This is a genomic window from Chryseobacterium sp. ERMR1:04, assembly GCF_001297705.1.
GTDB lineage: Bacteria > Bacteroidota > Bacteroidia > Flavobacteriales > Weeksellaceae > Chryseobacterium.
Genome location: NZ_LIRF01000006.1, coordinates 64272 through 77515, shown reverse-complemented (window position 1 = coordinate 77515; position 13244 = coordinate 64272). Strand labels below are relative to the sequence as shown.

Below are 13244 nucleotides of genomic sequence, written 5' to 3'. Positions count from 1 at the left end.
GATGAAAATATTAGCATTTGCAGGAAGTACCTCTTCCACTTCAATTAACAGAGAGTTGGTAAAATTTGTTTTGAAAGATTTTCAGGATGAAGAAATTAATTTAATTGATCTTAATGATTTCACGATGCCCACTTTTTCTGTCGATCTCGAAAAGAAAGGTTTCCCCGATGAAGCGCACAACTTTTTAAAACAAATAGAAGAATGCGATGTCATTATTTGTTCTCTTGCAGAGCATAACAGATCTTACAGTGCTGCTTTTAAAAATGTTTTCGATTGGGCATCAAGAATTAACGTTAAAGTTTTTCAAAATAAGCCCATGCTTTTGATGAGCACTTCTCCCGGAGGTTATGGCGGCGGCAATGTAATGAACACGGCCAAGACTTTCTTTCCTCAATTTGCAGCAGATGTAAAAGACACATTTTCTTTGTCTAAGTTTTATGAAAACTTCGATTTGGAAAGTGGTATCATCAATCCTGAAATGCTTAAAGAATTAAAAGATAAAATAGAAAATTTTAAAATTCAGGCAAAGAAATAAAATAATTTAATCTATTTTTATAACTAAGTTAAAATTCAACAGATAAAAATGGGAGTAACTGTAAAAGCAATCTTAGGAAAAGAAAAATATTATACAGAAGTTACGGCTGGTGAAAATCAACTGATCACAGACGAACCAATAGATAAAGGCGGACAGAATAAAGGGTTTAATCCTTTTGAAATCTTAGCAACCTCATTGGCAAGCTGTACTGCAGCTACATTAAAAATGTATATCGACAGAAAAGAATGGGCTGTTGAAGAAATACACGTAGAGGTAGAACTAGAAAATTACCCATTAACTAAAAGGGCGGTCTTTACAAGAAATATCAGTTTTGAAGGGACTATTGATGAAGAGCAGCTAAAAAGGCTACACACCATCGCAGATGCGTGCCCGGTGCATAAATTATTAACAAACGATATAGAAATTCAAACCAAATATTCATAATATGATAGAAGTAAAGCAAAACAACGACGAAAAACACGGAAGTTTTGAGGCTTTCATAGACGGAATCTCAGCAGGAAAAATGACGTACACTTGGGCAGGTGAAGAAAGATTCATCATCGATCATACCGAGGTAAAGGAAGAAAACAACGGAAAGGGTGTTGGTAAAGAAATGCTTTTGGCAGCAGTAGGTTTCGCCAGAAAAAACGGAAAGAAAATCATTCCACTTTGTCCGTTTGCAAAAGCAAGTTTCCAAAAAAGTGAAGAACTTCAGGATGTTTTAGTTAATTAATTTCAGCTAGACACAGAAAATACATCAACCTTTCAGAACTCAACTCTGAAAGGTTTTTTTATGAATATAACATCTATAATCTGCAATAAAATCGTTAAATTACTCTTTCAAAACCAGTTATCCTTTTAGATTGATATTATAATCTATTCACTCAATAAACACTTAAACAAATTGCAATGAAAAAAACAAGCAGTATTTTTAAAAAGAATCCCGAAAAACACGATTATCCAGCAGCAAAAGATTATTTAGAACTCATTTATGATGAACAAAAAACTGCCGGAATCATTAAAAAATTAACAGAAGCTACAACCATTTATAAAAAATGCAAGGATGTCTTTCGGGCAAGTGAGCTGCCTTTATTGCCACGCGAAAACAAATACGTTCAGGAAGATCTACAGAAAATAAAAAAAGAAATAAAGATCTCCCCTATTTTACTCGTTCGTGGAAATAACAAACTTATCATTGCAGACGGGTATCACAGAATGTGTGCAAGCTATCATCTTAACGAAGATTTAGAACTTCCCTGCCGATTAGTTTGATCTTTCGCCCTCTGTAATTTCTAAAACGAAATTGCTTTTAAAAAATTTCTTTAAAAAAACTATATTTGTGAAATTTAAAAATTTACAAATATGTCGCCGTATCTATTACTGGTTATCATTATCGCCTATTTCGCACTGCTACTTTGGGTAGCTTATAAAACTGGAAAAGGAAGTGATAATGAAAGTTTCTTCATTGGAAACCGTAAAAGTAATTGGATGCTCGTTGCATTTGGGATGATCGGAACTTCACTTTCCGGGGTTACTTTCGTGAGCGTTCCTGGTGCAGTGGGGAAAGACAGCTTTTCTTATTTACAGATCACTTTAGGATATCTTATTGGGTATATTGTGGTGGCCTACGTCTTACTTCCTTTATATTATCGGTTAAAATTAACCTCTATTTATGGCTATCTCCAGCAAAGAATGGGGCAACTGTCCTATAAATCCGGAGCGTGGATCTTTATTGTTTCAAGATTGGTAGGAGCTACCGCGAGATTATATTTGGTTGTGAATATTCTTCAAATCACTATTTTAGATAGTTTGGGCGTTCCTTTTATTGTAACGACCTTAATTATATTAATTATGATTATCCTTTACACTTACGAAGGAGGTGTAAAAACCATTGTCTGGACCGATACTTTACAGACTTCTTGTATGCTTTTAGGATTAATTATCTGTACGGTTTATATGTTGAATCATCTAGATCTAAGTGTGGGACAAAGTTTAACTGCCATGAGCGACAAAGGCTATACTAAGGTATTTGAATTCGATATCAATTCTCCAGGATTTTTTATCAAACAAATTCTTGCCGGAGCATTTATTACCATTACCATGACAGGAATTGATCAGGAAATGATGCAGAAAAGTCTTTCTGTAACGAAGCTGAAAGATTCTCAGAAGAATATGGTAACGCTTGGTTTCATCTTATTGGGCGTAATTTCCCTATTTCTTTATATGGGTGGACTTTTATATCTTTTCGGACAAAGCGAAGGCGGTCACATCACAGAAATTATTAAAGACGGAATTCCTAAAAAAGAATTTTTATTGAATGGGAAAGATATTTTTGGAGATAAAATTTTCCCTGAAGTAGCGTTAAATCATATGCCGGGCTTTATATCAATTATATTTATTATTGCTTTAATTTCGGCTTTATTTCCTAGTGCCGACGGTGCGATGACAGCGCTTACCTCATCAATCTGTATTGATATTGTTGGAATGAAAGACAAACCTTGGGACACTAAAAAGAAGGAAAAATTCAGAAAAAACGTTCACTTGCTCGTTGCTTCTTCTTTCTTAGTGATGGTGGTTATCTTTAAAATTATTAATGATAATTCTATGATTGGCTTAATTCTTAAATTGGCAGGATTCACTTACGGACCACTATTAGGACTTTTTGCTTTTGGTATTTTCACGAAATATAAAGTTGAAGATAAACTGGTTCCGTACGTTTGTATTGCAGCCCCTATTATCTCTTATTTTATCGATAAATATCAGGCTACTCTTTTCGGAGATTTCAAAATCGGATTAGAGCTATTGATCATTAATGGGTTATTAACTTTCTTTGGTTTATGGCTAATCAGAAAGAAACCTGATCTTTTAAAACGATAAGCTTTAAATTTATTATTAAGCATGTTTAAAATAACTTAAAAATTAACCACAAAAGTTATTTAAGCTTTATTTTCAGTTCATTATTAAATAATTAATGTACTTGTATTTTGTGACTTTGTGGTCAAAATAAAAATTTAAATATCCATTATCAAAAAACTATTTACCATGAAAAAAATCATTCAACTATACGTATTTGTATTGGCTTGTAGCTTTATTTCGGCTCAGGATTTTGAAGTTTCCACTTTAAGAATGGGGCCTTATAAGATCTCTATGGAACAAGCCGAAGTTGAGAAAACTTCAGGAACAAAAATGAAGGTCATTGACGGAACTGCTAAAAATGCAATCAAATATGGTGGAGAAATATTGTCAATCGATTTTTATTCAACCTATATGATCGACACCAAAAAAGATGTTGTCAGCGTTTTAGGAATGTCAACAACAAGCAAAAAATTTAAAACAAAAAGCGGAATCGGAGTTGGAAGCACAAGAGATGATTTAATCAATGCTTTCAGAAATCATTCCAGTTTCAGCGTTAGCCCCAGTTGGGACGAAGACGGTAAAAGAAGCCCTCAGAATACGGGATATTTTGTTCTGAATGATGAAACTGCAGGAACCAATTTATCTTTTAAATTTGTAAATAATGTGGTAACAGAAATTTCAGTATCCGTTAATGCAGGCGGTTAAATCTATCTGTTTCTATAAAAAAATTAAAATCCGGGCCAAAAACCTGGATTTTTGCATTTCCGTAAGCCAGTAAAAAATTGTAAATTTGCGTGCAAATAAATCAGAAATAATGAGTAAAAGTATCGAAGAGTTGAAGTCTCTTACTACACAAATCAGAAGAGACATTTTAAGAATGGTTCATGCTGTAAATTCAGGTCACCCGGGCGGAAGTTTAGGTTGTACAGAGTTTTTCACAGCGCTTTACGGTAAGGTAATGAACTATAACCTTCCTTTCACAATGGAAGGAAAAAATGAAGATCATTTTTATCTTTCAAACGGGCACATTTCCCCGGTATTCTATTCTACTTTGGCAAGATTCGGATTTTTCCCTGTTGAAGAACTGAGTACTTTCAGAAAATTAGATTCAAGATTGCAAGGACACCCAACTACTCATGAGGGTCTTCCTGGAATTCGTATCGCTTCCGGATCTCTTGGTCAGGGACTTTCTGTAGCTTTAGGAGTAGCTCAAGGTAAAAAATTAGACGGCGATAGCTCTTTGGTATATACTTTACATGGAGATGGAGAATTGCAGGAGGGTCAAAACTGGGAAGCTTTGATGTATGCTTCTGCTAAAAAAGTGGATAACATTATTTCTACTATTGATTATAACGGACAACAAATCGACGGAAGTACAGAACACGTACTTTCATTAGGAAATCTTCATGCAAAACTAGAGGCTTTCGGATGGATTGTTTTGGAAGAGAAAAAAGGGAATGATCTTGAAGCAGTAACTGCAATCCTTGAGAGAGCAAAAACTGAAACAGGAAAAGGAAAACCAGTTGTTATTCTTCTTCATACGGAGATGGGTGCTGGTGTAGATTTCATGATGGGATCTCACGCTTGGCACGGAAAAGCTCCTAATGATGAGCAGTTGGCTACAGCAATGAAAGAATTATACTTAGAAGCTCCAAGTGACTATTAATTATAAGTAATTGGTAATAAGTAATCTTTAATTAATAATTAGAACAAAATGAAACCGTAAGGTTACATGATGCTATAAAAAATAGAAATCCTCATGAAATATACATATACAGAAAAAAAAGATACCCGTTCAGGATTTGGAGCTGGATTAGCTGAACTTGCTGACACAAACCCTAATGTAGTAGCACTTTGCGCAGACCTTATCGGTTCTTTGAAAATGGAGAAATTCATTGAAAAAGCACCAGAAAGATTCTTTCAGATAGGTATTGCTGAAGCGAACATGATAGGTATTGCTGCAGGTCTTAGTATTACAGGAAAAATTCCTTTCACAGGAACTTTCGCTAATTTCTCTACTTCAAGAGTGTATGACCAGATCCGTCAGTCAGTAGCTTATTCTGATAAAAATGTAAAAATATGTGCTTCTCACGCAGGTCTTACTTTGGGTGAAGATGGCGCTACTCACCAGGTGTTGGAAGACATCGGGATGATGAAAATGCTTCCGGGAATGACGGTAATCAACACTTGTGATTATAATCAAACTAAAGCGGCAACTTTAGCAATCGCTGATTTTGAAGGACCGGTTTACCTAAGATTCGGAAGACCTGTAGTTCCAGTTTTCATTCCGGAAGATATGCCTTTCGAAATCGGAAAAGGAATTATGCTTCAGGAAGGAACTGATGTAACAATTGTTGCAACAGGACACTTAGTTTGGGAATCTCTTGTAGCGGCAGACGAGCTTGAAAAAGAAGGTATTTCTTGTGAGGTGATCAACATCCACACCATTAAACCTTTGGACGAAGAGATCATCTTAAAGTCTGTTGAAAAAACAGGAAAAATTGTTACGGCTGAAGAGCACAACTATATTGGTGGTTTAGGTGAATCTATTGCGGGAATGTTAGCAAGAAAAAGACCTACAAGACAGGAATTCGTAGCAGTAAATGATACTTTTGGAGAATCTGCAACGCCTGCTGAATTAATGAAAAAATATAAAATTGATTCTGCAGCGGTGATAGAAGCTGTGAAGAGAATTTTAGAGAAATAAGATTATCTTTTTTAAGAAGATCAGAAAAGCATTCAATTTTGGATGCTTTTTTTGTTTATTTACATTTTAAATACAGCATGAAAAAAGCAACTCATCAAGATAGAGCCCTAGCAGTAGATATATTACATCGTGCTTTTATTGATGTGTTGATTCCCAACTCCATCAATTTTGTTATTAAAAGTTCAGGCAACAGATCTAAAAGACTGAAGGCTTTAATGGAATATCAGTTTGATCTCTCCATTTTATATGGAAATGTATTTCTAAGCAACGACAACAAAGGATGTGTCCTATATCTTGACCATGCAAAATTCAGCTTTAAAAGGCTTATTCTTGAAATCAAATTATTGTTCACTTGTATTGGTATAGAAAATACTTTCAAGGTCTTAAAAAGAGAAAAACTGTTAAAGAATTTTCATCCAAAAGAAAACTTTGCTCATTTATGGTTAATGGCAGTAATTCCTGAAGAACAAGGAAACGGAATAGGAACCCAGTTGCTAAAAGAATCATTAGAAATATACAATGATAAACTCATTTATGTAGAAACAACCACTCCGGAAAACAGAACTTTTTACACCAAAAATGATTTTGTAATTTTTCATCAAACTGTTGAGCTGGATTATCCGCTTTATTTTTTGACTAAGGCCTAAAATCTATTGATAACGTACGTTTATTTCATCTGCATTTATAGTCTCCATGGAATGTAAATCTGTTTTAAAATAGGTATCGTGGATAGAAAAATAGGCATCCATTTCTAATTTAATTTGTGCTACTGCTTTTTTCCAACATTCTAAAAACCAATTTTCAAACAACTCGTATTTCTCAGTATTATATTCGTCCAGAATATCATCAAAATCATCATCTTCATAGGTGTCTTCAAAATCTACAGCAGCTTCCCAAATCTGTTTTGGAATTAAAGCATTCCATTCTTCGTTTTCAACCTTTTTTGAAGACAACTTACTTGTTTCCGTAATTCTTTCACCTTCTTGATCAACCGACCAACATATGATGTCTAAATAATCATACTGATATTCAAAATACAATGCTTTACCGTCCGCTTTCGCTTTATTGTTGAGATAATTTACATTCTTTCCCTCAATAAGCTCAGTTATATCAAGAATAAGCTGTGAACTTATTTGTTCCAGGTATTTTTTTAATTCAATATTTAAATGTTGAAGATTTTCCACAAGTCGGTTATTTTTTATTGAATATCAGCTTTTAATACTCATGCCTTTTTAATGCAAAGATTTCTCAATGAGTTCAAATGGCGTATAATCTTTAATTAAAAAAAGAGATTGAGATTACTTAAAAAACTTCCACTTCGGGATAATTGCCAGCATTCCAAATCCTGTAAAAAGGAATAAATTGGTAACGTCTGTGTATAAGAATGTTGATAAATAATAGTTGTGCATAAAGAAGTGCAGAATCAGCATTACAGGAAATATATAGATCCCGATTTTCTTATAAAAGAACATCAACACCAAACTGATCATCATCAGTGCATCCAGCGAGAAAATAATATAAAAATACCATCTTGGGATGTTAAGAAACTCATGCTGCAGGTATTCATCTACATCTATCCCCAACCCCATTATCGTAAACAACATCAAAGAAGCAAATGCTGCAATAAAGCCCCATCCTTTCTTCGGATCCTCGTCAAAGTAACTGTATTCTTCCATAGGTACAAAAATAAAGAACTTATGAGAGATTTCATAAGTTCTTTTATAGTTATTCGTTTTAAAAATTGATTAAATAGAAATAGCGTTGATCAATCTATTTTTATCACTTAAGAATTCCTCCATAGAGATCATACTTTCAGTTCTCATAACATCCTGGATGTCATCAATCTGATAGATGATTCTTTTAGCATCTTCCGTATTCTTAGCTCTTACTTTACAGAAAATATTGTATTTTCCAGAAATAACGCTAGCTTCGATTACGTTAGGAATAGTTGTTAACTCTTTCAATACCTCTTGAGTACGGTTTGATTTTGTTAAAAGAATTCCGATAAAAGCTGTAAAATGATAATCTAACTTACCATAATCGATATTAAGGGATGATCCCAAAATAATACCTGCATCCTCCATTTTTTTCACTCTTACGTGAATTGTACCCGCAGAAACGTCCATTTGCTTAGCAATTTCCGTAAAGGGCATTCTAGTGTTTTCTACTAAGAAGTCAAGAATCTTCTTGTCTATTTCGTCCAGTTGATAGTTCATATTAGTTAAATTACAATTTCCTTAAAAATTCTATGTATTCTTTGCAAATTTAGAAAAAATAATTTAACCATGAAAATTATATCAAATATTAACAATAATTAACACGTATGATAAAAATCATTAAAACATTCTGATTATTTACCCCCTGTTTTTACAGAATCTGTTTTTATTTCTGTTTTGACTTCTGACTGTTTTTTGTCTTTTTTCTTCTTTTTAAACAAAGAATTGAAACTTTTACTCCATACGATACCCCCTCCATAAGCTTGATTAGCAGAACCGTTAGTCCCTGCCCCTAGGCCCATTCCGATGTTACTCGGTTTAGAATATCCTCTTAAAATTAAGCTTCCGTCATTCTTCTTAGAAACATCATATTCTATAGATCCTTCTCCCGAAAGATAGTTAGCCTCAGTACTTTCCGTTTTTGTTAAAGGAATCCCAAGCCCTGTTTTCACATTGATTCTAGGCGAAAGCGCAAAGCTTACCCCTGCATTGGCTCGGTCTCCTGTATTGGAACTCTGATCTCCTTTCACATAATTAAGGTCAATCTGGAATTCGTTACTCATTGTGTTAAGAACTGATCCTAATTGTTTTAATAGCAAGTTGTATCCGGAAGATTCTGCAACCCCTGCAACATCTACATCTACTCCACCCGTATTAGAAACGTTGAAACTATTTAACAATAGAATAGAACCAAACTGCAATACTTTTTCACCTTCCTGACTCATTTTCGCCGCTAAAGTTTCCTTTACCTGACTTGAAACATCCAATGCTGAAACATTAAGATCAATCTTAGGATCTGTAAGAGATTGTGTGATATTTGCCTGTAGTAAAATACTGATCGGCTGAAGACTTCCCATATTCAGATATTCACCTGCATTGGAAACCATTCTTACGTAATTAGCTTTGATATCCAACGCAGGTTTCATCGCGTCACCATCCCAACGAATGCTACTTCCTTTATCAATCTGGAAGGTCTTATTCAGGATGGCTTTAGAAACAAAAGTACCGTTATCTACTTTATAAGTACCACTCATCCCAATATTTCCCTGTCTGCTCATCTGGAACCTCAAATTATCAGCAATTCCTTTTACGGTAATATTTCCTACATCATCTCCTACCAATACATTTACCGTAGTTCCTTTATCAACATCCAGATCAAAGTCAATATTCATATTGGCTCCTGTTTTTTTCTTTTCTTCCAGCGTGATCAATCCGTCTTTTCCTTCTTTCAGGAATCTCAACATTTTAAATTCTTCAACATTGGATGTAGAACTGGAATTGAATGTAAATGTACTTCCATTCAATGCTTTCATATTAGGTGTTGAAATACTCAATCCGGAAACTGGTCCGTCAACATATAAATCTCCCTGTCCGTAAATTCTTCCCCAGAACAGATCATAATCTTTTTGAGTAGTATTCAGCATCAATAAATTATCTGCTCTCATGATAAGGTTGACCCCCATTGAAGAAAGCGTTTCAAACTGAATTGCTCCGGAAATTGTTCCTTGGGAATTTGATCTCCCGTCATGCACACTTATATTGTTAAGAACCGCCAATCCTTTAGATAAAGGTATCACCGTATCGTCAAATGAATAATCTACACCTGTGAATAAAAGCTTTAAACCAAAATTTTTCATGGCAATATCACCGCTATAATCAAGGTTATTGAGCTTTCCATTAATTTTAACATCTCCGGTTGCTTTTCCTCTTATATTTCCAAAAACTGATTGTACAAATTGCTGCGCAAAAGAAACATCAAACTCACGCATTTGCGCTGTTAGATCGATGGTAGGTGATGATGTATTATTATTAACCGTTCCTGTAAGATCCAAATTATTACCGCCAAGCACTCCTGCTGAAGTTACTTTTATATCTACATCATATACATTCAATGAGAAACCATTCGTTGCAGAAATCGTAAGATCCCCCATATCATTACCATTCATCATGATATCATCAACGGTAAGATCTACCAAAGGCTGAAGCGTACTTTTATCCATTTTGATCTTAACACTTCCGTTCGCAAGACCTTTAATATCCATAGAATTACCACCAGATTGCATTTCCAAGAGTTTCTCAATAGAGAAATCGGTGATATCTGCATCTACATAGAAATCTTTGGCAGATTTAAACTGAGCTTCCTTAATAAACAAGGTGCTTTTATCAGAATATACCTTTAAATTTCTTATATCAAAATCAGCTGTTGCTTTGCGATAGGTAATGGAATGATCAAGCTCCGGACTGGTATCTATTGCCCAGGTAACATTCCCTAATTTAACTTCTGTAGGTTCAAATTTAAATACAAAATCTCCTGTAGCATTGGTAGATTGATTCACATTGATCGCATATTCTTTCAATTGCTCATTCAGATCATCCTCCGGACTTCCGTGCTTGAATTTTGTTGCTAGATGAAGAATCGTATTGTTTTCATTTCTGCCACTTAAAGTAATATCCCTTAAAATATTTTTATTGTATACAACCTTACTTATTTTAGCATAGATCTGCTCATCAAGATTAGCCGTATTGATTCTTACCATGACACTGTCGACCATCGCACTGTCTCTGGTCATATTATCTCTATCATTAATCTTATAGGCAGGATTTGCTTCGGCTAAAGCTTTATCTGCTTCCGTTATTTCCACTTTTTTGGTCATGATATACTGCAATGAAGCGGTATCAAGATTTAAAATCAAATTATTTGAATCTCCATCATATTTTCCATCAACAATAGCTCCTTTAGGAAGTTTAAGATCAGGCATAAAATAGCTTACCAAGCCTTGCTGCACATCAAAATTCATGGCAAAGTTCTGGCCTCTGTATAATTTTCTTGGCGGTGGACCTACTAATATTCTTCCGATCCCGTTTTCTACCATTCCTACCAAATCTGCTAGATTGTATCTTCCGGAAATCTTCCCGTTTACCGCTCCCGGTGCATCAACATCAATGACGCGACCTCCGCCTTCTAAGAACGTTTTTATTTTAGCATTCGGAACAACATATTTCTGAGTGGCTGTCGCAAAATTTATATCATTAGCTTCCACATCAAGATTCAGATCATTAATAGAGGTCATGGCCATCTTGCCAATCACTTTTCCACTCACGATCTGACTTCCCGGCTTATCGGTAAAATAGTTCATGTTTAAATGATCCACATCAGCATCCACGTTCATGGATATTTTTGGAGTACTAAAGTCTATTAATCCTTTTATCGTTGCTTTTGCCTGTTCATCATCAATGGTAATCAATCCGTTATATTTTCTGTGATCCAGCAAACCATCCAAATAAAGATTGTTAATTTCTTTATTCATGATCTCGATTTTAGAAATCTGAGATTTCGTGGTCAAACGCATGGTATTTACATCGAAACTCTGACCATCAATATCAAATTTTCCGGAAATCAATCCAACCGATTTGCTCTTTGTAATAACCGAAGTATTTAAGTCGTTAACTTCAGCATACCCGGAATATTTTGGAACAGGCGTGCTATATCCTGTAAGAGAAAACTTGGTAATTTTTGCCTGCCCAATTCCTGTCATTAAATTTCCTGCAGATACATATACTTGCTCAGGAGTCACTCTTGCGGCTCCATTATATTTCAATTTCCCGAAATCATCCGCGAAATGCTTCATTTTTGTCGCAATAAATGAAGGCATCATTGCTTTCAGATCTTTATAGGTAAAGTCTGTGGATAGATTAGTGGTTTCAATTAAAAAATTACCTTTCAGGATATTCTCAACTCTCATTGTTTGAGTCGCAATATTCACATCAGGATTTCTGATCAGGAAATTTTCAAGGTGAAATTTATTCAACGGACCCGTCATTTTCCCGGACACATTGAATGGTTTATAATTATCCCAATTGGTCACAAAATAACTAATATCGTATCCACTCAGCTGGCTTCCCTGTTCAAGATTCATATCCCAACGCACCTTATTCGTAAAGTCTGCCCAAGATCCTTTGTGAAGATTAAATTTAATATTTCCCTGTAAAAGCGTGTGATCTGTATTCAGCGTCAAATCTTTAAGAGAAAGAAAATCTTCTGTCATCGAAAGTTCTGTAGAAAAAGTATCTACCAAATGAGATTTCCCCCATCGTGTTGTGATGAAGGACATATTATTAATTAAAGCAGAAATATTCCCACCGTTTACCTTAACATTGGGAGCTTTTAAATTGAATTTTGTAGCTGTTAACCATTTTCCGGGTTCGCCAGGCGAGTTTTGATTAATGATTGAAACTTTAGAATCAATAATTTGTAATCTGGAATTGAGTTGAAAAGGAGGTTTGCTAGAATCTCTTTTTTTACCGCTGTCAAACAGTTGAGTGAAGCGGATAAAATTTGAAATACTGTCTCCTTTATAAGTAATGACTTTTACATCAGCGTTTTTCAGCGTTAAAGAATTAAAGCTTAAAGAATTGTGTTTCCCAATATTCGTGACCAAAGAAAACCAGTCTGAGTTGGCCGTAAATTCTTTTACTTTAATAAATTCCAGGCCTTTATAATCTTTAACTTTCAAGCCTTTTATCACGACGTTACCAAAGAAGTTAACGTTGACGCTTTCGGTCGTCATATCTGCCTTAAAATCCTGATTAACGATCTGTAAAGCCTGATCAGCAGCCCATTGTTTAGTAGCAGGAAGATTAATGATAACAACAACCAATGTAATGAGCCCCAGCACAAACCAGAAAAGAATCAGCAAAAGCTTTGCCCACCAAGTATAACTGGTAACATCTTTTACCGCTTGTTTCCCAAATTCTCCGGCAGTTTCAATAGGATGATGGATGGCATCTGAAGCCAGTTCAGAGGCTTCTTTAACGGTTTCTTTTACGACTCCTTCTACCCCCTCAACAGTTTTTTGTACCTGATCACTTAAGTTTCCAGCTACTGATTTTTTGTTCTCATTCTCGTTATTATTCTCTAACTTTGCCATTA

At 34.9% G+C, this 13244-nt stretch carries 13 protein-coding genes; 9 read left to right on the top strand and 4 right to left on the bottom strand.

Annotated features, from left to right (window positions below):
- Position 1 precedes the first annotated feature (1 nt).
- The 9 genes from AMQ68_RS13585 (at position 2) to AMQ68_RS13545 (ending at position 6745) form a co-directional block, all read left to right on the top strand.
- The gene (locus tag AMQ68_RS13585) at positions 2-535 is read left to right on the top strand and encodes an NADPH-dependent FMN reductase (RefSeq protein WP_054511186.1); all 534 of its coding nucleotides are present in this window, start codon (positions 2-4) and stop codon (positions 533-535) included.
- A gap of 48 nt (positions 536-583) precedes the next feature.
- Entirely contained in the window at positions 584-979 is a 396-nt protein-coding gene (locus AMQ68_RS13580) for an OsmC family protein (RefSeq protein ID WP_054511185.1), read from the top strand.
- Between the two features lies 1 nt (position 980).
- Complete coding sequence (locus AMQ68_RS13575; protein WP_185113401.1) at positions 981-1268, top strand: GNAT family N-acetyltransferase; 288 nt, start codon at positions 981-983, stop codon at positions 1266-1268.
- 176 nt (positions 1269-1444) lie between these two features.
- Positions 1445-1807: a hypothetical protein gene (locus AMQ68_RS13570; protein ID WP_054511184.1), complete on the top strand. Its 363-nt coding sequence runs from the start codon at positions 1445-1447 to the stop codon at positions 1805-1807.
- A gap of 90 nt (positions 1808-1897) precedes the next feature.
- Positions 1898-3412 carry a sodium:solute symporter gene (locus AMQ68_RS13565; protein WP_054511183.1) on the top strand — a complete coding sequence of 505 codons (1515 nt, stop codon included), beginning with the start codon at positions 1898-1900 and terminating at the stop codon, positions 3410-3412.
- Positions 3413-3577: 165 nt separating this feature from the next.
- Positions 3578-4096, top strand: a complete 519-nt coding sequence (locus AMQ68_RS13560) for a hypothetical protein (RefSeq protein WP_054511182.1) — start codon at positions 3578-3580, stop codon at positions 4094-4096.
- Positions 4097-4205: 109 nt separating this feature from the next.
- Positions 4206-5057, top strand: coding sequence for a transketolase (locus AMQ68_RS13555; protein WP_054511181.1), 852 nt, complete (start codon positions 4206-4208; stop codon positions 5055-5057).
- 93 nt (positions 5058-5150) lie between these two features.
- Entirely contained in the window at positions 5151-6098 is a 948-nt protein-coding gene (locus tag AMQ68_RS13550; protein WP_054511180.1) for a transketolase family protein, read from the top strand.
- Positions 6099-6175: 77 nt separating this feature from the next.
- A complete protein-coding gene (locus tag AMQ68_RS13545) occupies positions 6176-6745 on the top strand; it encodes a GNAT family N-acetyltransferase (protein ID WP_054511179.1) in 570 nt (189 codons plus the stop codon).
- Positions 6746-6748: 3 nt separating this feature from the next.
- Here the strand turns inward: AMQ68_RS13545 and AMQ68_RS13540 are convergent, their stop codons facing one another.
- The 4 genes from AMQ68_RS13540 to AMQ68_RS13525 form a co-directional block, all read right to left on the bottom strand.
- A complete protein-coding gene (locus AMQ68_RS13540) occupies positions 6749-7282 on the bottom strand; it encodes a hypothetical protein (protein WP_054511178.1) in 534 nt (177 codons plus the stop codon).
- Positions 7283-7396: 114 nt separating this feature from the next.
- Positions 7397-7774: a hypothetical protein gene (locus tag AMQ68_RS13535; RefSeq protein WP_054511177.1), complete on the bottom strand. Its 378-nt coding sequence runs from the start codon at positions 7772-7774 to the stop codon at positions 7397-7399.
- A gap of 69 nt (positions 7775-7843) precedes the next feature.
- Positions 7844-8314, bottom strand: a complete 471-nt coding sequence (locus AMQ68_RS13530) for an Lrp/AsnC family transcriptional regulator (protein ID WP_054511176.1) — start codon at positions 8312-8314, stop codon at positions 7844-7846.
- A 134-nt stretch (positions 8315-8448) separates the two neighbouring features.
- Positions 8449-13242, bottom strand: coding sequence for a hypothetical protein (locus AMQ68_RS13525; protein WP_054511175.1), 4794 nt, complete (start codon positions 13240-13242; stop codon positions 8449-8451).
- Positions 13243-13244: the final 2 nt, after the last annotated feature.

What these genes read in the sequence shown, in the direction of transcription:
- AMQ68_RS13530 (WP_054511176.1), bottom strand. Translation starts at nt 8,314, where the DNA reads ATGAACTATCAACTGGACGAAATAGACAAGAAGATTCTTGACTTCTTA.
- AMQ68_RS13565 (WP_054511183.1), top strand. Translation starts at nt 1,898, where the DNA reads ATGTCGCCGTATCTATTACTGGTTATCATTATCGCCTATTTCGCACTG.
- AMQ68_RS13550 (WP_054511180.1), top strand. Translation starts at nt 5,151, where the DNA reads ATGAAATATACATATACAGAAAAAAAAGATACCCGTTCAGGATTTGGA.
- AMQ68_RS13535 (WP_054511177.1), bottom strand. Translation starts at nt 7,774, where the DNA reads ATGGAAGAATACAGTTACTTTGACGAGGATCCGAAGAAAGGATGGGGC.
- AMQ68_RS13525 (WP_054511175.1), bottom strand. Translation starts at nt 13,242, where the DNA reads ATGGCAAAGTTAGAGAATAATAACGAGAATGAGAACAAAAAATCAGTA.
- AMQ68_RS13560 (WP_054511182.1), top strand. Translation starts at nt 3,578, where the DNA reads ATGAAAAAAATCATTCAACTATACGTATTTGTATTGGCTTGTAGCTTT.
- AMQ68_RS13555 (WP_054511181.1), top strand. Translation starts at nt 4,206, where the DNA reads ATGAGTAAAAGTATCGAAGAGTTGAAGTCTCTTACTACACAAATCAGA.
- AMQ68_RS13575 (WP_185113401.1), top strand. Translation starts at nt 981, where the DNA reads ATGATAGAAGTAAAGCAAAACAACGACGAAAAACACGGAAGTTTTGAG.
- AMQ68_RS13545 (WP_054511179.1), top strand. Translation starts at nt 6,176, where the DNA reads ATGAAAAAAGCAACTCATCAAGATAGAGCCCTAGCAGTAGATATATTA.
- AMQ68_RS13585 (WP_054511186.1), top strand. Translation starts at nt 2, where the DNA reads ATGAAAATATTAGCATTTGCAGGAAGTACCTCTTCCACTTCAATTAAC.
- AMQ68_RS13570 (WP_054511184.1), top strand. Translation starts at nt 1,445, where the DNA reads ATGAAAAAAACAAGCAGTATTTTTAAAAAGAATCCCGAAAAACACGAT.
- AMQ68_RS13580 (WP_054511185.1), top strand. Translation starts at nt 584, where the DNA reads ATGGGAGTAACTGTAAAAGCAATCTTAGGAAAAGAAAAATATTATACA.